Below are 25,266 nucleotides of genomic sequence, written 5' to 3' on the forward strand. Positions count from 1 at the left end.
CTCGGGGGGGCCGTGCGCACTCGTCGCCTGCGGCTCCCCTGCCCAATGCAGCACGTGCCCAGCGGTTATCTCCCAGTTGTCTTCCGCCCTGATCGATATGCAAAGCAGGTTTATCAATTCGCTTGGTACGCCTGATACAGTCGGTTCCGCCGCGGCTCCTCGTTGCTCCGCCCCCCCACTCGGCGTTACGCACCATCCGGGCTGTCTTCCATCAAGCGCGCAGGTTTGTATGCAGGGTCGTCAGCCATCGCGGTGCGATCCGCGGGCGAGCCGCCGATACGGGGTGCCTCTCGCGGGGGCCTACAGCGACGAAGCGGTAGCCAGGGAGGGCGGGCCGCTCCTGCGCATCCATGCGCTCGCGGCACGCTGCCGTCCATGGCAGCGAGCGAGGAGCAGTAAGAGCCGCAGCCGGACATGGAGCGAGAACCCAACGAGTTGTATACATGCAAAGGGTTCGAGCTCCGAGGCAAGCGCCGAGCGGATAGCGAGGTTGAGGCGCCATGGATGGCGCCGAAAGCTTGCCGAGGCGGACCGCTTCGGACCGGACACGATGTCCGGGCAGAAGCGGGCCGGGCAAGGCGTCCCCCGCGAGGGGCACCCCGTGAGGCGTGCGTAGCCCGCAAGATGTATCCCTCTACGGCAGGGTGCTTGGGACGTAGGAAGCGCGGTACTCAGACCAGGCTCTTCGCCTTGCAGTTGAGCGTCTCGATGGACGTGATCAGCTCCTTCTGGGCGGCGACCACGTCATGCATCGTGGTGCCCGAATCCTTGATCTCGGAAGTGATCTGCTGGATGATTACGCCGATCTCCCGTGTCGAATGGTGCGTCTGCTCGGCGAGTTTCTTCACCTCCGAGGCCACGACGCCGAACCCGCGCCCGGCCTCGCCCGCCCTCGCCGCTTCAATGGCCGCGTTGAGGGACAGCAGGTTCGTCCGGTCGGCGATGTCTCCGATCGTCGCGGTGATCCCCGCGATCTTCTTGGAGGATTCCATAAGCTCCTTGTTGACCTCGCCCATCCTGCCCGCTTTTTCCCTTCCGTTGGTCGCCTGGCCGATCGCGTTCTGTATCAGGTCGTATATCTCCTCCTGGTGGACTTTCAGCTCCGCCACCGTCTGCAGGTTCTGGATCGCGTAGGAAGCGATGTCCCGCAGCAGTTTCACGAGACCGATGTCGTCCTCGGTCACGCGCATTTTCTTAAGCTTCTTGTCGATGGCGAAAATTCCGACGGGCTTTTCACGTCCCAGCAGCGCTCCGACTATGCAGGACTGCGACCGGAAAGCCTTGATCTCCGACCAAGGCTTCTTGATGTAGTACTTGGGAGGGACTTCCTTGGGAGCTTCCTTCGTTCCCAGGTCGAGAATGATGACGGCGCTGTCGGCATAGGACCAGTAGAGGGCCCCCGCGTCGGGGTGGATCGGGACCTTGATGCTTTCGATAGGCTCGCCCAGGTTGCCGCGCGTCTCGACGCACCGCAGCCACTCTCCCGATTCGTCGGCGATTAGGATGTTCACCCTGTCGAACTCGAATACGTTGGCGCAGGCGTCCGCAACGAACTTGTATATCTCGTCGAGGCTCTTGAGCGATGTCAGCCTTTTCGCGAGCTTGTGAAGCTCCTCGATGTGCTTTCGCAGGGCAACAGCGCGCTGCCCCTCCAGTACGATATTTTTCGCTTGTTTGGCCAGGTCCGCATCTTTCTCCTGCAGCTTCTGGTTGAGGTGCCCGATATCGTCGTCGCGGGCGTTCAATTCCCCCTTAAGGGCTGTCACTTCCCCTTCGAGCGCCGCAACCCGTTCCGCCCCCTGGTCCGCCGGTTTGCTGTTTTTACGGAAAAACATCGGTATCCCACCCCCCTGACGGGATTTTCATACTCTCTTATCGGCTATAACGAAAAAATATTAAGTTTGTCCATGTTATTAGGGAGATGGGAATATAAGAGAGAATGTGTTTTATATGTCTGAACCGGCATGGAGGGAAGGTGGATTCCCGGAGAAAGGAGCGCAACGGGTAAAATCCGATGCCGAAACAAGTGCCGATATTGATCAGCGCCTGCCTGCTCGGGGAAAGGGTACGCTACGACGGCAGGCACAAGCTGGACCCGTTTCTGCTTGAAAAACTAAAAAAGATCGCCCGGTGGGTTCCTGTCTGCCCGGAAGTCGGGTGCGGGCTATCCGTTCCCAGGGAGCCCATGAATCTCAAGGGGGATCCGGCAACCCCGCGGCTCGCCGGCGTGAAAACCGGAACTGACTACACGGAACGAATGTCGGAATGGTTGAAGGTGCGCCTGCTGGAGATGGAACCTCTCGGTCTCTGCGGTTACGTGTGCAAGAAAAATTCTCCGAGTTGTTCGGGTATGGGACGGATCGACGTGTTCGACGATGCGGGGAATGCGACGGGAGCGGGCACGGGCATTTTCACGAAGGCGTTCATGGAACGTTTCCCGCGCGTGCCCGTGGAGGAGGAGGGCCGGCTTCGCGACCCGCAAGCGATGGAAGCGTTCCTTTACAAGGTTGTCGCCCTTCGGAGGGATCGCGGCGCGGGGGGTTGAATCCCTCCGTGCAACTCTACCTCGACAGGTTCCGGCGGATCGTCAGGTTGAGCATCAGGTCCGGCGCGAAGGCGGGCTTGATGTTTTCGGTGACGGAGAATTCGTAAAGGTACCTTTCCGAAGCGTACCGGTAACCGAGGGACGCGAGCGCCGGCTTTTTCCTGAGGGAGGGAAAGATCAGGCCTTCCTGCGGGAGCGGAGTGTCCTGGATGTAATATTGGGCCACGACGCTGCTCCTCGCCGAGAGCGCTGCTTCGAGCGCCAGCGCGGCGTATCGGTAATCGTCTACAGGCAGGCGAACGTAACCCCTGATGTCCCCGGCGAAAACCTTGCCCGCGTTTGCGTGGATGACGATCCTGTCGCCGGCCTTCCAGTCCGCAAGGAAGGCGATTTTTCCATCGAGGCTTCCGTTCCCGTATCCCTTCTTCGCGTTTCCGGTGGGTAATTCCACGTCCGCCATCAATGCCGCCGCGAATCCGCCGGATGAAAAAAGGGACCGTTTCACGGTTACCCTTATATCTCCCGGCCCGATCCCGCCGCTTTCCCCCCGGACCGCCGTTTGCCCGTCCTTCTTCGCTTCGAAGAAAAACCGGTTCGCCGATTCGCCGGCTTTCCCCGATTCGATGCCGAAAGCGCGGTGGAAATTGTCGATCCCCTTGTCCAGGAACCCGCTGCCGAAGGTGCGCAGGGGAATTTCGACGCCGAATTCGAACGACCCCGACACGGTTTTTTTGTATCTGAACTCCAGCTCGGTCACCTCCGCGTCGATAAGGAATTCGAACCCGCCATCGGATTCGATGAAGTCCACGCTGGAGTGAGTCAGGCCGATGGACAGGGAATCACGGTACCCGGCCTGTTCCGGATAGGGGGCGTCCAGGACGGAAACGAGAGGGAAGGAATTCTTCACCGCGAGCGGGCCTTCCAGGGAATGCGATACCGCCGCGGACAGGATCCATGCAAGGCCCGATACCGCCGCTGCGGCGAAGCGGGCGGTTCCGGCGGGAATACGTGGTCTTCTCAAATTGAAATTCCCGGTTTCAGTAGCGGCGGTTGTCGAAGATCCGCTTGGTCTTTCTATCGGACCGCGGGAGGGATCCGTACGGCAGGATTTCCACCGTGCAGGACACCATGAGGTTGCGCTTCATGCCGCCGGTGATCGCGCGGGAGAGGGCGGCGTCATACCCTTCGTCAAGGTTGCCGGCCCGTTCGACCTTGACGGTCATGTAGTCCTTTCCGTCTTCCCCGTGGTCGAACAGTATCTGGTACTCGCTCCCGATGCCCTCCAATTTCGAAAGCACCTCGTCCGCCTGGCCCGGGTAGATGTTGACGCCCCGGAAGACGACCATGTCGTCGGACCGCCCGAGGATCTTGTCGTGGCGGGGGAGGATGCAGGCGCACGGACACGTCCCGTCGACGAGACGGGTCAGGTCGCGCGAGCGGTACCTGATCAGGGGCGCCGCTTCTTTCCCCAGCGTCGTGTAGACCATCTCCCCGATTTCCCCGGGAGCGACGGGGAGAAGGGTCTCGGGGTCGAGGATTTCCAGAATGTAGAAGTCGGCCCAGTAGTGGATCCCCGTCTCGTGGCGGCAGGAGAGCCCGGTGCCCGGCCCGTACAGCTCGGTAAGCCCGGGAATGTCGTACACCTCTTCCACGCCGAGCAGTTCCTTGATCGTGGCGATCATGGCGTCGCTGGTTCGCTCCGCTCCCAGGATTATCTTGCGCAGGCGGATGCGGTCCCGGATTCCGCGTTTGTGGACTTCCTCGGCGAGTAGCAGCCCCATCGAGGCGGTGCAGCAAAGCGCGGTCGTTCCAAGGTCCTGGAGAAACGTGCATTGGAGGTCGAGGTTTCCCGGCCCCGCCGGGATCGTCATGGCGCCGTACCGCTCGGCCCCAAGCTGGAACCCCACACCGGCCGTCCACAGTCCGTACCCGACGCATATTTGCACCCGGTCTTCCCTGGAGAGCCCCGCCATTTCGTAGCAGCGCGCGAACATGTAGAGCCAGTCGTCGATGTCCTTCTGCGTGTAGGCGAGAATCTTCCGCTTTCCGGTCGTGCCGGAGGAAGAATGGATACGGACGATCTCCCGCGGTTCCACGGACAACAGAGGCAAGGGGTATCCATCCCGCAGGTCCTCGGAGGTGGTGAAGGGGAGGCGCGACAAGTCCTCGAGCGCCCTTATGCTTTCCGGAGTCATGCCCGCTTCTTCCAGCTTCTTCCGATAGAAAGTGGAATTCCTCCAGGCGTGGGACACCGTCCACTGCAGGCCCTTCAATTGATGGGGCGCCAGCTCTTCGGGGGAACCGTATTTCGGTGGGAACCGTTTCAGCATGCCGGTGAAAGACTTTATCGCTTTCCGTGCAGGATTCCAAGGGCAAGGGCCGAGATCGACGCCGCGACGAGGCTCTCCTTTCCACCGGCCCTGTGTCGGAGCGCTTCCCGGATATCATCCGGCGAGCAGAAGAGCCGCCCTCCATGATCGGCCGCGCCGAGACGTGAAAGCGCGAAGCCGAGGAGGACAAGGTTGGCCGACCGGAAAGCGCCCGACTCCCGCGCCAGTCCGTCGGCATCCACTGCGTGGGCATTCTCGCCTCCTTCAGGCGCGCCCCCCCGCGCGGAATTGACCACGATCCAGCCGCCGGGCTTCAGGAATCCCCTGTGCAGCGAGAAGTACTCATCCTTCAGCGCGATAAGCCCGTCGGCACTCCCCGGCCGCACCAGCGGGCTCGCGAAGGCGCCCGCTTTCAGGTGCGAGACGACGATCCCTCCGCGCTGCGCCATGCCGTGGGTTTCCGACGTGAGGACGGGCTCCCCCCGCAGGATCGCAGCGTCCGCCAGCAGCCGGGTGACAAAGAGAACCCCCTGGCCGCCTACGCCGCTAACGACTATCTGCTGCCCGCCGAAATTTCCCCGGACCGCCCCGCCGCTCATGCATTTTCTCCCATCGGTCCTTCTTCCACGATCGCGCCGCGGGGACATACGTGGAGGCATACGCCGCACCCCGTGCATTGCAGGGTATCGACGAACACCCTTTGCCCCCCGTCGTCGTAGACGAGGGCGGGGCACTCGAACTGCTCAGTGCAATGGCGGCAGCCGTCGCATTCCTCGTTGACGCGAACCTTCCGCCGCGGCTTCGGGATACCGGCCTGTTTCCGGTCCATCACGCACGGCTCGCGGGCGATGACCACCGCCGGTCCTCGCTCGTGGCTGAACGCGATAGCTTCCTTCAGGAGCTTCGTGAATTCCGGCATGCGGCCCGGAATCCCCACCTTGCAGAATTCCACCCCGCACCCGCGGACCATCGCCTCCATGTCGACGGGAACCGTCGGTTCGCCGGCCGCTCCCTCGCCTGTTGCAGGGGTGGCCTGGTATCCCGTCATCGCCGTCGTGGAGTTGTCGAGTATCACCAGCACGAAACGGGCGCCCTGGACGACCGCGTCGACGAGCGGCGGTATCCCGGCATGGAAGAAGGTGGAGTCGCCGATGGTGGCGACGATGTCGACCTTCTTCCCCGACAGGCGGTACGCCTGGTAGAACCCCGCGGCCTGGCTCACCGCGGCGCCCATGCAGAGTACCGTGTCGACCCCTCCGAGGTTAAGGCCGAGCGTGTAACAACCGATGTCGCTGGGATAGATCCCCCGCGGCGCAGCCTTCTTTATGGCGTAGAAACTCGAGCGGTGGGGGCACCCCGCGCATAGGGTGGGCCGGCGTCCTACGCCCTTTTCGGCGGGCGTTTCCGGCTTTTCGGTAAGCCCCGCGAACCGCGCGATCGCGCGCTCGACTATTTCAGGGAGAAGCTCCCCCGCCTCGGACACCGCGCCCGTCATCCTGCCCCTGACCCGGCGCCTGTCCGCAAGCTGCATCTCGATCACGGGCTCGGTTTCCTCGAGCACCAGGATCTCATCGTGGGCGCCGAGGAGGTGGATGACGAACGCCGTGTGGAGCGGGTACGGCTGGACCACCCGGTAGAACGGCAGGCGGTCCCAAAGCCCGGATTCGCGAAGGATCTCCTCGGCATGAGCCGAAGCGACTCCCGAAGCCACCACCGCGAGCGGGCCTGTCGCGCCGGGGTTCAGGCGCAACGGCGCGGTGCGCGGCCAGGCGGCGACTGAAGAAAGCGTTTCCGAAAGTTTCCTGTGAAGCTCGTACCGGTAGGCGGGGGTGGCCGCCCAGCGTTCAGGGGACTTGTGAAAATCGGCGTTGCGCCGCAGCGGCCCCGGTATCCCCGGGAGGATGTCCTGGCATGCGTGGCACACCCTGGTGGTCGGGCGCAGCATCGCCGGTATGCGGAACGTCTCCGAAAGTTCGTAGCCGATCCCGACAAGTTCCATGGCGTGCGCCGGGGAGGACGGGTCGAGCACGGGGACCTTCGCAGCCATCGCCAGCAGGCGGCTGTCCTGTTCCGTCTGGGAGGAATGGGGCCCCGGATCGTCGGCGCTGATAACCAGGAAACCTCCTTCCACGCCGGTGTAGGCGGCGCTCATCAGGGGATCGGATGCGACGTTCAGCCCCACCTGCTTCATGCTGACGGCGGAACGCAGCCCGGCGATGCTGGCGGTGTAGGCGATTTCCAGGGCGACTTTTTCGTTAACGGCCCACTGGATGTGCATGGGGACGTCGCATTCCTTCCGCCACCGCACGGCCGCGGAGAGGATCTCGGATGCGGGAGTTCCCGGGTAGGAGGCGGCGACGGAGCAGCCGTTCTCCACCAGGGCGCGGGCGATCGCCTCGTTTCCCAGCATCAGGATGCGAGCCTTGGCGCTCACCGGATGCTCCGGAGGCTACTTAACGAGGTCGGACAACACCAGGACCGTCCAGTAGGGGGAAATCATCAGGATGATTATGGAGACGATGTACGAAGGCATGTAATAGAAACTACCACGGAATACGGTGGCCAGGGGGATGCCCGACATCCCGGAGACGACGTAGCAGCATATGCCGATCGGCGGCATGATGGATCCCATCGTCGTGACGATCGTTATCACCTGGCCGAACCAGATCGGATCGTATCCCAGCTGGATCACGAGGGGATAGAAAATCGGCAGCGACACGAGCAGGAATGCCAGCGCGTCCATCACGCACCCGCCGACGATGTAGCAGAGCAGGATCACCCAGAGCACCATCCATTTGGGCAGCGCGAGCGTCTGGATCCAGTCCGCGGCTTCGAAGGGGAGGCGGGTGAGCGTCAGGAACCTCGCGAATATCACGGCCCCCGCCACGATCATGAAGACCATGCAGGAAATGCGCAGGGTGTCGGTCATGGAGTCGAGGAACTTCTTCCAGGTCAGCTTGCGGCGCGCGAGGCAGATGACCAGGCCGAAAAAGCAGCTTACCGCCGCGGCTTCCGTGGCGGTCACGACCCCGGTGAAAAGGGCGTACATGATGATCCCGAACAGCACCAGGATGTCGATCGCTTCCGGAAGCGCCTTCATCCTCTCCTTCCAGCTGAACCGCGGTCCGGCCGTCCCCCAGTCGGGGTGCATCCGGCAGATCCAGACCACCGTGCCCAGGATCGCGACGGTGAGGATGGCGCTCGGAATGACGTTGCCGAAGAAGAGTTTGCCGATGGACTGCCCGGTGTAGAGGCCGTACACGACGAGCACGATGGAGGGAGGGATGAGTACGCCCAGCGTCGCGCCGGCCGCTACGGCCCCCGCGTTCAGCTTCGGGTGGTAATTGTACTCCTTCATGGCGGGGATCGCGACGGCGCTCATCGTGGCGGCGGTGGCCGTGTTGGAGCCGGAAATCGCCGAGAAGGCGGCGGACGCCATGATAGTCGTCATGGCCAGGCCGCCGCGGTAGTGGCCGAACCACTTGTAGGTCGCGTCGTAGAGGCTGAAGTTGTAGCCGGCGTAGTGGACGATCTCACCCACGAGTATGAAGAGGGGGATAACGGTCAGCCCGTAATTGGAGAATATGTTCCACATCTCGGCGCCGACCATGGAAAAGGCGGCATCGATGGACGTGATGAGCGCGATGCCGACGAATCCCACGAGCGCCATGGTGAATGCTGCGGGGATCCGCAGGAAGAACAGGATGAAGAACATGGCGGCTATGCCGTACAAGCCGGCGACGGGGCCGCTCACCTCCGGTCATCCTTGCCTGCGAAAAATGTCTCGAGCAGGTCGAGCAGCAGGGTAAGCGCAAGCACGGCGAACCCCAGGGCGGCCAGGAAAACGAACGGGTGATAGGCGACCTTCAGCGTCTCGGAAAGCTCTCCCGTCTGCATCAGGCGCTTTCCGAGCACGAAGGTCTGCCAGGAGACTATGGAGAACAGGACCAGCATGAGGGCGAAGCTGATGGCGTCCAGTACGCGCCGGACAGGGGCAGGGAATTTTTCCGACAGGATGTCGACGACGATATGGTCCTTCCGCTTCTGGGTATAGCCAAGTGCCCCGGCGGTGACGATCGCCCCGAGGAAGGAAACGATCTCGTACGTGCCGCTCACCGGGGCCCGGAAGATCCTCAGCGCCACGTTCAACGTCGCCAGGAGCGTGAGCGCGATGAGCGCCACGCCCCCGGCGACCATAAGGTATTTCCGCAGCTCCGCGGCGAAACGTTCCATGCCGTCCGGCGCCGGGCTACTTTTTCTTCTGCTCGTTCTTCTTCTTCAGCGCAGTTACGTCTGCGACGATCTTTTTCCCGTCGAGGCCCTGGGCGGAAATCCGTTTTACGTAGTCGTCGACCATCGGCTGGAGAAGACCCTTCACGGTCGCCGTATCCGACGCCGACAGGCTGAACAGCTGCAGGTTATGGTTCTTCTTCGACCAATCGAGCGATTCCGCGACGTGATTGTCCACATAGTTCCCCGTCCACATCGCATGGTCGCGCCGCATGTCGTCGAGCACCTTCTTCACGTCCGCGGGGAGGGAGTTCCACTTCTCCTTGTTCATGACCACCGCGAAGGTGACGACGGACAGGTTCGCGACGGTTGCGTTGGGAGTGTACGCCGCGAATTTGAAGTCCTTGAGGATTTCCATGGACGACACGTGCCCCTTGACGACTCCTTTCTGGAGAGCCTCGGGGGTATCGGACTGCGGCATGGCCACCGGGATGCCGCCCAGGCGCTTGATTATCTCCGCGCTCGTGCCTGCGACGCGAAGCTCCATTCCCTTGAGATCCGCAAGCGACCTGACCGGCGTCTTCGTCATGATGTTCATCGGCGGGCATGTGAAGAGGGTGAGGATCTTGACCTTCTCGAACTCCTTCGGCTTGTACTTCTCGATCAGGTCGTAAAGGGTGAGGCTTGCGACCCGGGCGTTCGTGAAGCCCAGTGGGAGATCGACGGCCTCGGATACCGGAAAACGCCCCGGCTGGTAGCTCATGGCGAAGTTGCCGATGTCCGCCAGGCCCGAGATCACCCCGTCGAAGATGTTCTTGGCGGGCAGCAGCGTCCCTCCGGGGAAGGTCTGCACCTTCACCTTGCCACCGGTCCGTTTCTCCACCTCCTTCACCCAATGCTCCATCTGCACGCATGGGAAAGTCGGGGCGGGGGGAAAGTTGGCATACGTGAGCTTGATCGGGTCCGCGGACAGTACGGGAGCGGGCGCAAATACCGTCACGGCGAACAGAAGCGCAATTCCGAGCGGGAGGATCTGCCTTGCTCGCATGGTAAAACCTCCTTTTAATGATCTTGAATGCCCATGTTGAAATCGCGATTGCCCGTTACGGCAAGGTCTTTTCGGTTTGCTCCGAAGGTCGGCGGATGCAGCATGGCCGGAAGAACGGGTACCTCGCATGGAGCATGCAACGGCGCTTGCCGGATTTGCTGGGTCCCGAAATTATGTCTGCTTTTTTCATGTAAGGCAAGGACATATCCTGCTTGCGAACGGGTCCGTATCCAAATTTTTTTTGCAATTTTGTCTACGTCGTTTCAAGCAATGTGCTAAAAATAAAAGGATGCCTTTACGATAGGTGCCACCGATTATCTACAAGGAAAGCGAATCCGTGATTCGTCAGGTAAGGGAGTGACGTCAAAAGATTTCGAGTGGGAAAAAATATTCTTCTCCATGCCGGAGGCGGTCGCCGTCGTAGACCGTGAATTCCGGTTCGCCTGGGTCAACGCCGCGATGGAGGACCTGGTCGGAGCCCCCAGGGAGAAGATCATCGGGCACATCTGCCACAAGCTTATCCACAATACCGACCACCCGATAGAGGGTTGTCTTTTCGAGCGCGTTAAAAGCAGCCATAGGCGGGAATCCGCCGAGATGGAGGTGCCGGAAAAAAAGAAGTGGCTCAGGGTGACCGTCGATCCCGTGTTCGACGGGGACGGGAACCTGGCGGGAGCTATCCATTACATATCGGACATCACCGCGGCGAAAAGGCTGGAGGAAGAGAGGGATCTCGACGAAAGGCGGCTCGGGTTATTGAGCCGGATCGGCATGCTGGTGCTACGGGAGCCGAATATCGAGGCGATGCTGAAAGAAGCCATGCGGGACATCTGCGGGACCCTCGGGCTGTGCCGTGTAGCGGTCCGGATCTTCGGCGAGCCCGAATGGGTGGACGAATACTGCGAACCCGGTTTCCCTCCCTCCGATCCCGATATATCCGTCTACCGGTGCATCGCCGATTTGAGTTTGAGCTCCTTCGGGGGAAACGTCGTGGTAAACGACATCCGTGCCGTTACTTATAACGGAGTCCGGAGGGAAAAGACGGATCGGCTGCGCCTGGGAGCGTTTCTCGGCGTCCCGTTGCGCAACGGGCAGGACCTGGGGGGATATCTCTATCTTTGCCTGGAACGGCCGCACGCCTGGACCACCTCCGAGGTCGCAGTCGCGGAAGCTGTCGCCCGTGGTATTACGGTAGCCGTACACCATTCGAAAGTGGCCGGCAAGCAGAAGGAGATATCCAGCCGTCTGGTATCCCTGATGAACAACCTTCCCGGCGTCGTCTACAGGGGGCTGCGCGACTGGTCCCTGATCTTCATCGGCGCCGACGTGAAACGCATGACGGGGTATCTTCCGGAAGAACTGATGATGGGCTCCGTCAGCTGGCGCAACCTGATCCACCCCGACGATTTCGAGCGCGTCAAGCAGGTATTCCGTGAAGCGGTGCGCCAACGGCGGAAGGTCCTGAGAGTCGAGTACAGGGTTTTACACAGGGACGGAATCGCCCGGTGGGTCGCCGACCGGCGCCAGTTGATCTACGACGAGGAAGGAAACTTCTCCTACGTGGACGGACTGCTGCTCGACGTAACCGAGCGGAAGGAGGCCGAGGAGAAGCAGCGGGAAATCGAGCGGCGTTTCAAGGTGATCGCCGACACCGCACCCGATGCGATCATTTCGGCCGATTCCCGGGGCCGTATCGTCTTCGTCAATCCAGGCGGCCTGAATATGTTCGGATACGACGGCGAATCCCTGGCGGGAAGGGAGCTTACCCTGCTGATTCCCGAACGGTATCGTTCCGCCCATGAGAAAGGGATGGCGAGGTTCCTGGCCACCGGCGAGCCACGGGTCATCGGCAGAACGATCGAATTGCACGGGCTTCGCAAGGACGGAACGGAATTTCCCCTCGAACTGTCGCTTGCTACCTGGAATACGGGGGAAGGGGTTTTTTTCACCGGGATCATCCGGGACATAACGGCGAGAAAAACCGCGGAGGAGGAGATCCATGCGACGTACAGCAAGCTTCACTCGCTGGTGGAGGCTTCTCCCGTTTCCATCACCGCCGTGAGCAAGGACGGGATCACGACGATGTGGAACCCGATGGCCGAGAAGGTCTTCGGCTGGAGCCGCGAGGAAGCGATGGGCCGGTTCCTTCCGATCATTCCGGAAGACAAGAAGGAGGAATTCCGCGAATTCCAGGGCCGAACCGTCAGGGAAGGCGGGATCTCGGGTGTGGAAACCCGGCGCCTTCGGAAAGACGGAACCCTGGTCGACGTCCGTCTTTCCACGGCTCCGATGAGGGATTCCCTGGGGAACATCGTCGGCATGGTCGGAATCCTGGAGGACATCTCCGGGCGGAAAAGAATGGAGCAGGCGCTCCACGAGAGCGAGGAGCAGCTTCGGCAGTCGCAGAAGATCGAGGCCGTGGGGCGGCTGGCGGGAGGCGTGGCGCACGACTTCAACAATCTCCTCACGGCGATCCGGGGGTATTCCGACCTGCTGCTCATGAAGCTCGAAGCCGGTTCCAACCTGCGGGGGGAGGTGGAGGAAATACAGAAGGCGGGCGAACGCGCGTCGTCGCTGACGCGTCAGTTGCTGGCTTTCAGCAGAAAACAGGTCCTGCAACCGAAAGTGCTCGACCTTAACGCGGTCGTCGACAACATGAACGGGATGCTGCGGCGCCTGATCGGCGAGGACATCGACCTGGTGACGGGACTTCGTCCCGCCCTCTGGAGCGTGAAAGTGGACCCGGGCCAGATCGAGCAGGTCATCATGAACCTCGCCGTCAACGCGAGAGACGCGATGCCCAGGGGCGGAAAGGTCACAATAGAAACGGATAACGTTACGCTGGACGACGCGTACGTGAAACGGCACCCGTTTTTCAAGGCGGGAGAGTACGCCATACTGGCCATCAGCGACACGGGAGAAGGGATGAGCGACGTCGTGAAAAAGCGTCTCTTCGAGCCCTTTTTCACCACGAAGGAGAAGGGGAAGGGAACGGGCCTGGGGCTGTCCACCGTCTACGGCATCGTCAAGCAGAGCGGCGGGTACATCCGTGTCGACAGCGAGCTCGGGAAGGGGACCGCCTTCAAGGTATATTTCCCCCGCGTATGCATGCCTGCCGATACGAAAAAGGATAAGCGGGAGTCGAAACTTCAGCCCGGAAGCGAGTGCGTGTTGTTGGTGGAAGACGAGGATGTGGTGCGATCCCTGATCAAGACGGTTCTAACTGAACACGGCTACACCGTGCTCGCGGCGGCCGACGGCGCCGAAGCCCTGAAGATCGGCAGGGAATACAGCGGCCCCATCGACCTGATCCTCACGGATGTCGTTATGCCCAACATGGGCGGCCGCCAGGCTGCGGATTCGCTCGCTCCCCACCGGCCCGGGATCAAGGTCCTTTACATTTCGGGCTATACGGACGATGCCATCGTGAGCCACGGAGTGCTGGAGGCCGGCATCGCCTTCCTCCAGAAGCCGTTTACGCCCCATTCCCTCCTTCGGAAGGTCCGGGAAGTTCTCGACAATGCGAAACGGGGGTGACGGTTCCGCGTGATCGCATTCAACCGCAGCCGCGGCAATGTCCTGGGAGAGCGGATTGCGGGCGCGATTACGTTCCTGTCGAGGGGACGCGGCCTGCTCGGGCGGCCTGCGCTGGAGGAAGGGGAAGGATTGTGGATAGCCCCCTGTCGCATCGTCCACACGTTCGGAATGTCCTTTTCCATCGACGTCATCTTCATCGACAATGAGGGGCGGATCCTCGGACTGCATCCGGAGATGCCGCAGGCGCGGATCACGCGGTATTATCGGAAGGCAGCCGGAGCGCTGGAGCTGCCCTCGGGAGTCATCGGGCGGACGGGCGCAGCGGCGGGCGACATCGTGGAGCTCACCGAGGTGTTGCAACGGTGAAGGCGGTTTTGGCGGGCGGATCCGCCGGCGGGAATTCCTGTGGATCGCGTTGAAATTTCGGAGCGGGCGCGGCGGCTGACGGCCCGGCTTTCATCGTGCGATCTGTGCCCGAGAATTTGCCGGGTCGACCGGATTGCGGACGAAAGGGGCGTCTGCCGGACGGGGAGGTTCGCAAGGGTGACTTCATTCGGCCCTCATTTCGGCGAAGAAGCGCCCTTGTCGGGCATACGCGGTTCGGGGACCGTCTTCTTTTCCCAGTGCAATCTCCATTGCGCCTTCTGCCAGAATTTCGACATAAGCCATCATGAAGAGGGCAGGGAGGTCGACGCCGAATCCCTGGCGGCGGTCTTTCTTTCCCTTCAGAAATCCGGTTGTCATAATCTTAACCTTGTCACGCCCACCCACGTGACTCCGCAGATCGTCGAAGCGCTTGCCGCAGCGAAGGCCATCGGGCTGTCAATGCCGGTGGTTTACAACTGCGGCGGATATGAGAAGGTCGAGACGCTTCGGGAGCTCGAAGGCTTGATCGACGTCTACATGCCCGACGTCAAGTTTCTTTCCACAGAGGCGGCAGACCGGTACTGCGAGGCTCCCGACTACCCCGATGCGGTGCGGTCGGCGGTTCGGGAGATGGCCCGGCAGGTGGGGCCGCTGATCCTCGACCGGCACGGGATCGCGCGGAAAGGCCTCCTCGTACGGCACCTTGTGATGCCGGCCGATGCCTCGACGACCCGAGGCGTGATGGATTTCCTCGCCGGCGAAATCGGTACCGACACGTACCTTAACCTCATGGACCAATATAGGCCGTGCGGCCGGGCGTTCTCATTTCCGGAAATCGCGCGGCGGACCACCCGCGCGGAATGGGCCGCTGCCAGGGAGTACGCCCTCCAAAAAGGCATGTCCCGCCTCGACGGCGACCGCGTCCGTTGATGCTAAAGTACGTTCGAATATCCGCACCTCATCTGGATTTCGCTATGCCTCGAGGGGGCCTTGAAATTTACCAATATTATCGAATCTCCATGAGGACGGGTCCCTGCCGGAGTTGGATGCTCTCCCCGCGGCTTACGCTTGGCGGACCTCCATGTCCGCCTGCGCTGCGGCTGGCTCCTCGTTCGCTGCCATGGACGGCAGCGTGCCGCGGGCGCATGGATGCGCAGGAGCGGCCAAGCCCTCCATGGCTTCACTCGGAGCGCACGCCGCCGCGTGGAGACATCCAGACTCCGGCTGCCCGTCCCTCACGTTCACCCGCCCCATCGATAAGTTCCCCCTTTCGGCTTACATGTGTTCCGGCTGTCGCACGTCCATACAACTTTGATACATGTAGCGAACCAGTTCGAACGACAATGATCCTCACGGACGCATGACCGCCTCGGCGAAATGTTTTTTGGAGGAGATATTCAGGGCGGCGGTGGAGGCCGTCGAGCCGGGGCGGCTCGTGCGGCAGACGCTGGAGCGGTCCGCTGAAGGGATCTCCCTCCGCGGGAGCGAGCAATCGTCTTTCGTGCGGTGGAACGCGATCCGGAACATCTGCCTCGTGGGCGGAGGGAAAGCCGGACGCCCGATGGGCGAGGCCGCGATCGGGATACTGGGGGAGAAGATCAAGGCCGGCGTCCTTGCCGTTCCACGCGGTAAGGGAGGCGAATCGGGGCCCGTTCGGTTTGTCGAAGCGGGCCATCCGTTTCCGGACGGGGGGAGCCGGGAAGCGGCGGAGGAGATGCTTCGCATTCTCGCCGTGGCCGGTGAGGAAGATCTCGTCGTCGCGCTGCTTTCCGGCGGCGGCTCCTCCATGATCTCGCTCCCTGCGGATGGGATATCACCCGCGGACAAGGATGAGACGTCCCGGCTACTGATGAACGCGGGGGCGGACATATCGGAGATCAACACGGTACGGAAGCTCCTGTCCCGCGTCAAAGGCGGGCGCATGGCGCTCGCGGCGGTTCCCGCGAGGGTCTTCGCGCTCCTGCTGTCCGATGTGCCCGGCGACGACCCATCCGTCATCGCCTCGGGACCGTTTTCGCCCGATACGACGATTTCCGGAAATGCGTTGGAGATCGTCGCCCGGCGCGGCATCCTCGCGATGCTGCCCAATCCGGTTCGCTCGCGCCTTGAATCGGGAGCGGCGGGGAACCTTCCTGATGCGCCGAAACCGGGCGATCGGGCGTTCGACCGGGTCTCCTGCGCCGTGGTCGGTTCGAACCGGGCCGCTCTTGAGGCGGCTTGTGCGGCGGCGAAACGTCCTGGGTCCGCGGATGTGCGAGTCCTTCCCGGATTCCTCCGGGGTGAAGCGCGCCTGTGCGCCCGCGACTTCGTGTCCGAACTCAAGCGGGCATCCGCGTCCGCCCCTCCAGGGAGGGAAATTGTCCTGATCGCGGGAGGAGAGACGGCGGTGACGGTTCGAGGAGGGGGAAAAGGAGGGCGCTGCCAGGAATTCGCCCTCTCGGCGGCGATCGAAATGGCAGGGGAGAGTGCATTGGCCGTCCTGTGCGCAGGGACCGACGGGATCGACGGGCCGACAGGCGCCGCGGGAGCGTATGCGGACGGGAAGACCTGCGCCCGGGCCGCGTCCATCGGGCTTTCACCGGCCGAAAAACTGGAAAACAACGACGCGTATCCGTTTTTCGCCGCTCTGTCCGACCTGGCGGTCACCGGTGCCACCGGCACGAACGTCGCCGACATCGCCATCGGGTTGGTCAGCGATTACCGCTGACCTCCCGCCGCCGCCCTCCTTGACACCCCGGATTCCGCGCTGTTACATTGGGATTAGCACTCGGCAGGGCGGAGTGCTAATCCGTTGGAACGGTAGGCGAAGGTGACCGGAGTTTTGGACGACCGCGGGGCGCAGGTGCTGCGCTACGTGGTGGAAGACTACATAGAAACCGCCGAGCCGGTAGGATCACGCACGATTTCCAAGAGGATGGAGCAGCATCTCTCCCCGGCGACGATCCGAAACATCATGTCGGACCTGGAAGAGATGGGCTACCTCGTCCAGCCGCATACCTCGGCGGGACGCGTGCCCACGGGGACGGGATTCCGGTACTACGTCGATTATCTCCTGGCGCGGCGCCAGTTGGCGAGGCCGCAGCGCGACCAGCTCCAGCGGATGGCCGGCGAAGCGGGAGGGTCCGCCGACGAGCTGGTGCGGCAGGTGAGCCGCCTCGTTTCGACCCTTTCCCGCCAGGCGTGCGTGGTCGTAGTCGCCCGGCTTTCGAGCCAGCCGCTCCGGTCCCTTAGCCTGCTGCGGGCGGGAGCCGACAAGGTCCTGCTGGTCATCGTAACCAGGGGAGGCTGGGTCGAGCACAGGCTCATCGAAGGCGAAGCGGGCCTGTCGGGCGACGATATCGCGAAAATCAACGCTTACCTGAACGAGCTCGCCGACGGCATCTCCCTCCATGAGCTCCGCGGAAAGATCCTTCAGGAGATGAAGCGGGAAAAGGCCCGGTACGACCGCCTTATGCAACGTGCGTTGCGTCTCGGCGCAAGGGCGCTCGAAGAGGGCAGCCCGACCGAGGTGTACGTGGAGGGAAGGGCGAACATCCTTGAACAGCCCGAGTTCGCCGAGGACGTCCAGAAGCTCAAGCGCATTCTTCGCGCATTCGAGGAGAAAAGCGTCATCGTCCGTCTGCTCGACCGCACGCTCGAGGGCGACGCCATTCAGGTATCGATCGGTTCGGAAAATCCGGTGGAGGGCCTCCCCGACATCTCGGTGGTCGCCTCCGGCTACCGGCTGGGGGAATCGATGACGGGCAGTATAGGGCTGATCGGCCCCGTCCGCATGGATTACTCGCGGATCATCCCCCTCGTGGAATACTCGGCAAGACTGTTGAGCTCGACCTTCGAGCATCGGTAAAAGAAAAACCGGTTCTTCCCCCCCTTGCGGATTTTTTTATGGTATCGAGAGGAGAGGAAAGCGTCATGAAGAACGACAATAGGAAGAAGGATAGTCCGACGGAATCGCGCGCGGATGATGAAGCGCCCGTCACCGGAGAGGCGGAAGGCGAGGAAGCCGCTCCCGCTCCCGAAGCATCCGGGGAGCTCGAGGAGCTGAAAACACGCCTGGCGTACCTTGCCGCGGAATTCGACAATTACAGGAAACGCGCGGCGCGGGAAAAGGAATCTCTCGTCGCCTTCGGCAACGAGAAACTGCTTCGCGCCATTCTGCCGTTCCTCGACAACCTGGAGCGCGCCATGGCCCAGGCCGCCGCGTCGGGGTCGATAGACGGGCTCCAGGCCGGCGTCCGGCTGACATACGACCAGGCGCTTTCCGATCTGAAAAAATTCGGGTTGGAACAGCTCTCCGCGGAAGGCGAGGCGTTCGATCCTGCCAGGCACGAAGCGATCGCGCAGACCGCGTGCGAGGGGAAAGAGGAGGGGACGGTCCTGTCCGAGGCCCGGAAAGGATACCTGCTGAACGGCCGCCTTCTTCGGCCTGCCCAGGTGATCGTGGCGCAGGCGCCGCCGGCCGCGGGACGGGGAAACGGCCGGGATCCCGACAGCCCGGATACGGATAACTGAAGTGGCCAGGCGCGACTACTATGAAGTCCTTGGAGTCACACGCGACAGCGGTCCCGAGGACCTGAAAAAAGCCTTCCGCCAGCTTGCGCTCAAGTTCCATCCCGATCGCAATCCCGGGGACAAGTCCGCCGAGGAGAAGTTCAAGGAGATCAACGAGGCGTACTCCGTCCTGTCCGACCCGGCCAAGCGGGAACAGTACGACGCGTACGGGCACGCCGGACCTGCCGGGCAGGGCTTCGGGGACTTCGGGAACTTCCATTTCGGCGGCGTGGAAGACATCCTGAACGATTTCTTCGGTTTCGGCTCGATCTTCGGCGGAGGCCGCCCGGGAACGCGGCGCGGCGCGGACCTGCGTTACAACCTGGAGGTCGCCTTCGAGGAAGCGGCTTTCGGAACGGAGAAGGAGATCGTCGTCCCCCGGACCGCGGGCTGCCAGGAGTGCGCGGGGAGCGGAGCGAGGAAAGGCACGCGTCCCGAGAGGTGCGCGGCGTGCAACGGGCGGGGGCAGGTTTCCGTCCAGCAGGGATTCTTTACGATGACCCGCACTTGCGGCCGATGCCGCGGGACCGGACAGGTCATCAAGGAGTATTGCCCCCGCTGCTCGGGCAGCGGGACGGTGAAGGAAAGCCGCACGCTCAAGGTGAGGATCCCCGCGGGGGTCGACAACGGCACGAGGCTCAAGCTCAGGGGGGAGGGAGACGCCGTTCCCGGCGGCGGATCGCCCGGGGACCTTTACGTGGTGATTTCCGTACGCGAGCATCCGATTTTCGTGCGCGAGGGGGAGCATCTGCTTTGCGAAGTGCCGATCACCTTTTCGCAAGCCGCCCTGGGGGATGAGATCGATGTCCCGACGCTGTCCGCGAAGAAGAAGCTGACGATTCCTCAAGGCACTCAGTCCGGGCAGCAGTTCGTCATGAAAGGGGAAGGGGTCGCGGTCCTTAACGGCCATCGCCGCGGCAACCTCGTGATCCGCGCGGTTATCGAGGTCCCGAAGAAACTCAACAAGCGGCAGAGGGAGTTGCTCCTCGAATTCCAGCAGGTATCGGGCGAGCCGCCCGGCCCCATGTCCCGTTCCTTCTTCGAGAAGGTCAAGGAGATCTTCGGTTGAAGCGCCGTTTGGCGGGCGCCCTGTTCATCCTCAACCTGGCTTTATGGTGTGCGGCGGCGCACGGGCAGGCGCCGTACGCCGCTTCCTCTTCCGATACCGTTCCCGTCCCGCGTCCCGCGGTCGCCGCCGCCGCCCGTTCGATGCCCATCCTTCCGTTCTGGCGCGCGGAACGGGAGTTCCAGGCCGGGAAGCCGGAGGAAGCCCTGTCCCTCTTTCTGGATCTCGCATACAACTATCCCGACGACGAGCGCAAGGGATTCGTATGGATGCGGGTGGGTGAACTGCTGCTCGCCCGGGGCGACCTGGAGCCCGCACTCTCCGCCGCCGACAAGGCCATCCTCTTTTCCCGCGCGCGGTTCCTTTCTCTTTCCGCCATGGACCTCAAGTTCCGTGTCTACCGCCGGATGCAGTGGCGGTCCGAGGCGCGCCAGGTGGCCGCTTACCTGCTGGAGCAGAGATACATATACGCCGATCCCCCGAAGCTGCTCGCGTTCATGGCCCGCGCGGACGCGGAAGACGGCAGGATCGCCCAGTCCCTGGGCCTCTATCGCCGCGCCGTCGCGGCGGCGCGCACGCCGGAAGATGCGGCGAATATCCGCGCCGAAAGGGACACGTTGATCGACGGGTTCACGGACATCCCCGCCCTCCGGGAGGCGGCCGAAGGCGAGGAAGAAGCGCAGGTAAAGGCCCACCTGTTCCTGACCCTTGGAAAACTGGCCGCGCGGAAAGGATTCACCGGGATGGGGGCGTTCGCCCTCGAAAAGTCGGCGCGCCTCGGCGGCGCCAGGGGGTCCGAGGCGGCGGAGCAGCTCTACCGCCTGGAAAAGATCGTCGCAACCCGTCCGAAAATCGTCGGGCTCCTCCCGTTGAGCGGAAAACTCGGCGACCTGGGATTCGCCGTCCTCTCGGGGGCGGAAGTCGCCCTCAAACATGCGCGGGAAAAAGGGACGGAATCAACCATGCCGAGTCTGCGCTGGGTGGATACCGGCGGACATCCGGAGCGAGCGCGCAGGGAGTTCCTCGCGGGGGCGGGGGACAAGCACGTGATCGGCTTTCTCGGCCCGCTGACGGGCGAGGAAGGCCGCTCCGTCGGTGTCGCCGTCGGGCCGAAATCTCCCCCGGTTCTCTATCTCGGGCAGAAGGCGATTCCCGAGAAGCCGTTCCTCTACGGCTTCGGCCTTTCCCCGATACAAGAGGCGCGTGCGGTGCTTGCCCATCTTCAGAGAAACGGCATGTCGAACCTGCTTCTTCTCTACCCGGAGAACGGTTACGGGAAAGGTTTCTCGGAGGCGGTGGCGGCGGCGGCGAAGGAAACCGGCATCCGGGTGAGCCGCAGCGTCTCCTATGCTCCCGACCTGAAGGATTTCACCGATGTTATCAAGAAAGCGGTTGGGGCATCCGCGTTCCACCGCGACGCGAGGGCGAAGGAAAAAGGAAAGGCGATGAGGCTCAAGCAGGAAGCGGTCGTGGTGGCCGACCGGTGGGACCGGGTTTTCCTCGTCGCGTCGCAGCTTCGCTACTACAACGTCTACCTGCCGCTGGCCGGGTTCTCGGGATGGAACGACGAAGAGCTGATCCGGAAGGCAGGGGACGCCGTGGCGGGATCTGTGTTTTCCGTCGATTACGCCGACGCTATTCCGGGCACGCAGGGGGAAAGGTTCCGGGCGAATTTCCAGGAGGCGCTCCGCTCCGCTCCGTCCCGCTTCGAGGCGATGGGATACGACGGGGCCGCGCTCCTGTCGGAAGCGTACCGCCTCGAGACCGGAAAAGAGGCCCGCACGGGCGCTGAAGCTTCGCGCGACAGGATCCCGCGCCTGAAAACCTTCCGCGGCGTTACCGGGACCTTCCAGTTCGGGACCGCGGGGGACATGCGCAGGAAGGTGTTCCTGCTTCAGGTCGAGCTTGGGAACTTCGTCCCGGTGCCCGAATCGTGAGCGTGAAAAGCGCCGGCTGGGCTACGCACGCCTCACGGGGTGCCCCTCGCGGGGGACGCCTTGCCCGGCCGTCCATGGCCGGACTACGGCTCCGTAGCATCCTCGCTCGCTGCCATGGACGGCAGCGTGCCGCGAGCGCATGGATGCGCAGGAGCGGCCCGCCCTCCCTGGCTCCCGCTTCGTTGCTACAGGCCCCCGCGAGGGGCACCCCGCCTCGGCGGCTCGCCCGTCAGGCATCCGATCACCGGCGTTCCTGGGTGTTGAGGGCACCCCGGATCGGTGGCACTCACGCAAATTCACCTTCTTTCCATAATTACTCGGTTGGCAATTGGCGCCGGTGACTTCAGTTCTGGCGAAAGAGGTGCGGGGGGCGTTTGATCCCGGGGGGGGGATTTCGCGGGCGCTTCCGGGGTTCGAGCCGAGACCCGGGCAGGTGCGGCTTGCCGCAGCGTGGGCGGAGGCGATCGCCCGCGGCGGGATCCTTGTGGCGGAGGCGGCCACGGGGATCGGAAAGACCCTCGCTTACCTCGTTCCGGTCGTGCTTTCCGGCCGCAAGGCGATCGTGTCAACCGGCACGAAAACGCTTCAGCAGCAATTGGTCGAAAACGATATCCCCGTCGTGCGGGAAGCGCTGCGCGTCCCGTTCTCCTGCGTCCTGGTCAAGGGGCGCGCCAACTACCTCTGCCGCAGGCGATGGAAGCGGTTCTCCGTCCAGCCGCTCTTCGAATTCGCCCGGGAGGCGAGCCTCTTCGACCGGATGCGCGCTTTCGCCGAAACCACGCGCACGGGGGATCTCTCCGAGTGCCCGGGGATCCCCGAAGACTTCAGGGCATGGAACGAGGTCAACGCCCGCTCCGAGATGTGCGACGCCTCCGCGTGCGCGGAGTCGGACCGGTGCTACCTCATGGAAGTCCGCCGGCGGGCCGCCGAGGCGGACCTCGTGGTCGTCAACCATCACCTGTTCTTCGCGGACCTGGCGCTCCGCTCGAAGGCGGAAGGCGCCCCGGACATCCTCCCGCTGCCCGACGCCGTCGTCATCGACGAAGCTCACGGCATGGAAGAAGTCGCCTCCTCTTTCTTCGGCGTGACTGTTTCCCTGTGGAGGGCGCAGGAGCTTTGCCGCGACATCGTGCGGTCCTGCGGCAAGGCGGGAGAAGGTTGGCGTCCCGCGCTTCCCGCCGCGGAAGCGCTTCGGCGCGCAGCGGAGATGCTGTTCGGTTCCGCCGGAGAGGCGCAAGGGAGGTTCTTCCTGCCCGAGCCTTCCGCAGATGCATCCTTCGACCGGCGCTCGGAGGACCTTTCCCGCGCAGGGCAGGAGCTTTGCCTGGCGCTGGCGGCGTGCCAGGCAGGCCGGGACGCCGGGGGAAATTCCGTCGGTCTTCCCTCGGGGGACGCGGATCTGCTGGCCCGTCGGGCGCGCTCCTTCGTGGAGGATTTTTCCGCGCTGCGCTCCCCCGATCCCGGCGGCACCGTGGCATGGGGGGAGCGGAAAGGGCATTCCGTCGCTTTCTGCCGCACCCCCGTCGAAGTATCCGGCGTGCTCGCCGCGACCATGTGGCGCGAATCGGTCCCGTTCCTTCTGACGTCCGCCACGCTCTCCGTTTCCCGTAACCTCTCCTATTTCCGGGAACGGGTGGGCCTGGGCGCTGTTGATGCGAAGGAACTCATCGTGGATAATGAGTTTGACTTTGCGCGCAGGGCTCTGGCGTACGTGCCTTCCGGACTTCCGGACCCGGGCGAGGAAGGGTTTCCCGCAGCCGCCGCCGGGGAGGTCGCCGCGATCCTTTCGGCTTCCGGCGGGGGGGCGTTGATCCTGTGCACCAGCTACCGCACTTTGGGTGCGCTGGATGAGGCGTTGCGTGAAGACCTTCCGTTCACGCTGTACGTGCAGGGAGAGGCCCCGCGTACGCACCTGCTGCGGGCGTTCCGCGAGGAGGAAGACGCGGTACTGATCGGGACGGGAACATTCTGGGAGGGGATCGACGTGCCGGGCGAGTCGCTGCGGTGCGTCATCATCGACAAGCTCCCTTTCGCTCCGCCTGCCGATCCCGTGGTGTCGGCCCGCATCCGGGCCGTCCGGGAGCGCGGCGGTGACCCGTTCGCCGATTACCAGGTCCCCGAAGCCGTTCTGGCGCTGCGGCAGGGGGTCGGCCGCCTTCTACGGCGGGGAGACGATTTCGGTGCGGTGGCTATCCTCGACCGACGGGTGTTTTCGAGAAGCTACGGAGAGACCTTCAGGAGGAACCTTCCTGAAATGACTTGGACCCGGGATCGTGAGGCGGTAAAGTCGTTCTTCCTCCGGTTTCGCGGGAATAAATCTTCGCCGGGCAAGGAGGGAAGCGGATGATACGAAAGGCGGTTTTTCCGGCTGCCGGTTTCGGAACCCGGTTCCTTCCGGCGACGAAGGCTTCACCCAAGGAAATGCTCCCGCTCGTGGACAAGCCCCTCATCCAGCACGGCGTCGAGGAGGCGAGGGCCTCGGGGATCCGGGACATGATCGTCGTCACCGGCCGGGGGAAGAACGCCATCGAGGACCACTTCGACGTTTCTTTCGAACTGGAGGCGACGCTGGCGAAGAAAGGGGACGGGAAACTGCATTCCCTCATCCGCTCCATATCCGACATGGGCGACTTCTTCTACGTCCGGCAGAACCTTCCCCTGGGCCTTGGCCACGCCGTCCTGCGAACGATGGACCTGGTCGGGGAGGAGCCGTTCGCGGTGATACTGTCGGACGACGTCATCGACTCCAAGGTGCCGGTTCTCCGGCAGATGATCGATATTTATATGAAGTACAGCGCCGGGGCGGTCCTTGCCATCCAGAAAGTACCCCGGGAACATGTCTCGCGCTACGGCATCATAGAAGGCAGGAAGATCGGCGAAGGCGTGTACGAAATCACGGACATGGTCGAAAAGCCCAGGCCCGAAAAGGCCCCGTCGGACCTGGCGATCATAGGCCGCTACATCCTTCCGCCGCTGATCTTTCCCGCCCTGCAGGCGACGAAACCCGGGTCGGGGGGGGAACTCCAGCTCACCGACGCCATACGCGCGCTGCTTTCCGAGGAGCGGGTCCTCGGGTACGCATTCGAGGGGGTGCGGTACGACGCGGGCACCAAGCTCGGGTTCCTCATGGCCAACATAGCCTTCGCGCTCAAGGACCCGGAAATCGGGCCGGGGTTGCGCGCTTTTCTGAAGAAGGAGAGGATCAGTTGAGCCGAATCACGAAAAAAAGGATCGTGGGCGAAACGGAAATCCGGGCCAGCGCCTGCGCGTTGGGCCAGGTTTCGGTCGTCGACATTTCCGACGAAACCGCACAAAGCCCGCCCTCCGACGTGCATGAAACGGCGGAGGAGGTGGTCATCCGGATGGAGCTGCCGGGTGTGTCCCGTGAAAATGTGGAGGTACGTGTGCGCGGCTCCCGCATCGAAGTTTGCGGGGAGAAACCGCCGGACAATGCGGGGGAGGACGCCTCCTACCTGTGCCTGGAGCGGATCTTCGGCAGGTTCCACCGGGCGTTCGACGTGGCGGGCTCCGTGAATCTCAACCGAATGACGGCGGTCCTGAAGGAGGGGGTCCTGGTCCTGTCCCTGCCAAAAGTGCCCGACCGGCGCGGGCGGGAGCTGCGGATCCCGATCGCATCCGAGGAAGAGAAGTGAATC

20 protein-coding genes are annotated in these 25,266 nt (G+C 63.1%); 12 read left to right on the plus strand and 8 right to left on the minus strand.

All coding sequences use genetic code 11. The features are described from left to right. Positions 1-671: 671 nt before the first annotated feature. Positions 672-1,835: a hypothetical protein gene (locus HY896_03210; GenBank protein ID MBI5575355.1), complete on the minus strand. Its 1,164-nt coding sequence runs from the start codon at positions 1,833-1,835 to the stop codon at positions 672-674. A 179-nt stretch (positions 1,836-2,014) separates the two neighbouring features. On the opposite strand from HY896_03210, the gene HY896_03215 reads away from it, so the two are divergent. Next, entirely contained in the window at positions 2,015-2,545 is a 531-nt protein-coding gene (locus HY896_03215; GenBank protein ID MBI5575356.1) for a DUF523 domain-containing protein, read from the plus strand. A 16-nt stretch (positions 2,546-2,561) separates the two neighbouring features. Here the strand turns inward: HY896_03215 and HY896_03220 are convergent, their stop codons facing one another. From HY896_03220 to HY896_03250, 7 genes are read right to left on the minus strand one after another with little or no spacing between them, the layout of a single operon-like run. Next, positions 2,562-3,566 (minus strand): DUF3187 family protein, encoded by a 1,005-nt coding sequence (locus HY896_03220; GenBank protein ID MBI5575357.1) that lies wholly within the window; start codon positions 3,564-3,566, stop codon positions 2,562-2,564. A 16-nt stretch (positions 3,567-3,582) separates the two neighbouring features. After that, a complete protein-coding gene (locus HY896_03225) occupies positions 3,583-4,875 on the minus strand; it encodes a phenylacetate--CoA ligase (GenBank protein MBI5575358.1) in 1,293 nt (430 codons plus the stop codon). A gap of 14 nt (positions 4,876-4,889) precedes the next feature. Beyond that, the gene (locus tag HY896_03230) at positions 4,890-5,474 is read right to left on the minus strand and encodes an indolepyruvate oxidoreductase subunit beta (GenBank protein MBI5575359.1); all 585 of its coding nucleotides are present in this window, start codon (positions 5,472-5,474) and stop codon (positions 4,890-4,892) included. Next, positions 5,471-7,285: a 4Fe-4S binding protein gene (locus HY896_03235; protein ID MBI5575360.1), complete on the minus strand. Its 1,815-nt coding sequence runs from the start codon at positions 7,283-7,285 to the stop codon at positions 5,471-5,473. The genes HY896_03230 and HY896_03235 overlap by 4 nt, the downstream gene beginning before the upstream one ends. 39 nt (positions 7,286-7,324) lie before the next feature. Beyond that, entirely contained in the window at positions 7,325-8,629 is a 1,305-nt protein-coding gene (locus HY896_03240) for a TRAP transporter large permease (GenBank protein MBI5575361.1), read from the minus strand. After that, positions 8,626-9,108: a TRAP transporter small permease gene (locus tag HY896_03245; protein MBI5575362.1), complete on the minus strand. Its 483-nt coding sequence runs from the start codon at positions 9,106-9,108 to the stop codon at positions 8,626-8,628. The genes HY896_03240 and HY896_03245 overlap by 4 nt, the downstream gene beginning before the upstream one ends. A 16-nt stretch (positions 9,109-9,124) precedes the next feature. Beyond that, on the minus strand, positions 9,125-10,153 hold the full coding sequence (locus HY896_03250; GenBank protein ID MBI5575363.1) for a TRAP transporter substrate-binding protein: 1,029 nt from the start codon (positions 10,151-10,153) through the stop codon (positions 9,125-9,127). A 357-nt stretch (positions 10,154-10,510) separates the two neighbouring features. Between HY896_03250 and HY896_03255 the strand changes: the two genes are divergently transcribed. The 11 genes from HY896_03255 to HY896_03305 all read left to right on the plus strand — a co-directional run bounded on the left by HY896_03255 (position 10,511) and on the right by HY896_03305 (position 25,263). Next, the gene (locus tag HY896_03255; protein ID MBI5575364.1) at positions 10,511-13,690 is read left to right on the plus strand and encodes a PAS domain S-box protein; all 3,180 of its coding nucleotides are present in this window, start codon (positions 10,511-10,513) and stop codon (positions 13,688-13,690) included. Between the two features lie 9 nt (positions 13,691-13,699). Further along, the gene (locus HY896_03260) at positions 13,700-14,056 is read left to right on the plus strand and encodes a DUF192 domain-containing protein (protein MBI5575365.1); all 357 of its coding nucleotides are present in this window, start codon (positions 13,700-13,702) and stop codon (positions 14,054-14,056) included. Positions 14,057-14,089: 33 nt separating this feature from the next. Next, entirely contained in the window at positions 14,090-14,986 is an 897-nt protein-coding gene (locus HY896_03265; GenBank protein ID MBI5575366.1) for a radical SAM protein, read from the plus strand. Between the two features lie 454 nt (positions 14,987-15,440). After that, entirely contained in the window at positions 15,441-16,763 is a 1,323-nt protein-coding gene (locus tag HY896_03270) for a DUF4147 domain-containing protein (protein ID MBI5575367.1), read from the plus strand. A gap of 102 nt (positions 16,764-16,865) precedes the next feature. Continuing rightward, a complete protein-coding gene (gene hrcA / locus HY896_03275; GenBank protein MBI5575368.1) occupies positions 16,866-17,903 on the plus strand; it encodes a heat-inducible transcription repressor HrcA in 1,038 nt (345 codons plus the stop codon). Positions 17,904-17,968: 65 nt separating this feature from the next. After that, positions 17,969-18,568 carry a nucleotide exchange factor GrpE gene (locus HY896_03280; GenBank protein ID MBI5575369.1) on the plus strand — a complete coding sequence of 200 codons (600 nt, stop codon included), beginning with the start codon at positions 17,969-17,971 and terminating at the stop codon, positions 18,566-18,568. A gap of 1 nt (position 18,569) precedes the next feature. After that, the gene (dnaJ, locus tag HY896_03285; GenBank protein MBI5575370.1) at positions 18,570-19,676 is read left to right on the plus strand and encodes a molecular chaperone DnaJ; all 1,107 of its coding nucleotides are present in this window, start codon (positions 18,570-18,572) and stop codon (positions 19,674-19,676) included. Continuing rightward, on the plus strand, positions 19,673-21,610 hold the full coding sequence (locus tag HY896_03290; GenBank protein MBI5575371.1) for a penicillin-binding protein activator: 1,938 nt from the start codon (positions 19,673-19,675) through the stop codon (positions 21,608-21,610). The genes dnaJ and HY896_03290 overlap by 4 nt, the downstream gene beginning before the upstream one ends. Before the next feature lie 337 nt (positions 21,611-21,947). Continuing rightward, positions 21,948-23,957, plus strand: coding sequence for an ATP-dependent DNA helicase (locus HY896_03295; GenBank protein ID MBI5575372.1), 2,010 nt, complete (start codon positions 21,948-21,950; stop codon positions 23,955-23,957). Then, positions 23,954-24,820: a UTP--glucose-1-phosphate uridylyltransferase GalU gene (gene galU / locus HY896_03300; GenBank protein ID MBI5575373.1), complete on the plus strand. Its 867-nt coding sequence runs from the start codon at positions 23,954-23,956 to the stop codon at positions 24,818-24,820. The genes HY896_03295 and galU overlap by 4 nt, the downstream gene beginning before the upstream one ends. Further along, positions 24,817-25,263: an Hsp20/alpha crystallin family protein gene (locus HY896_03305; GenBank protein ID MBI5575374.1), complete on the plus strand. Its 447-nt coding sequence runs from the start codon at positions 24,817-24,819 to the stop codon at positions 25,261-25,263. Before galU ends, HY896_03305 begins: the two co-directional genes overlap by 4 nt. The last annotated feature ends 3 nt before the right edge of the window (positions 25,264-25,266 follow it).

The organism is Deltaproteobacteria bacterium (assembly GCA_016218975.1).
GTDB lineage: Bacteria > Desulfobacterota > Deferrimicrobia > Deferrimicrobiales > Deferrimicrobiaceae > JAENIX01.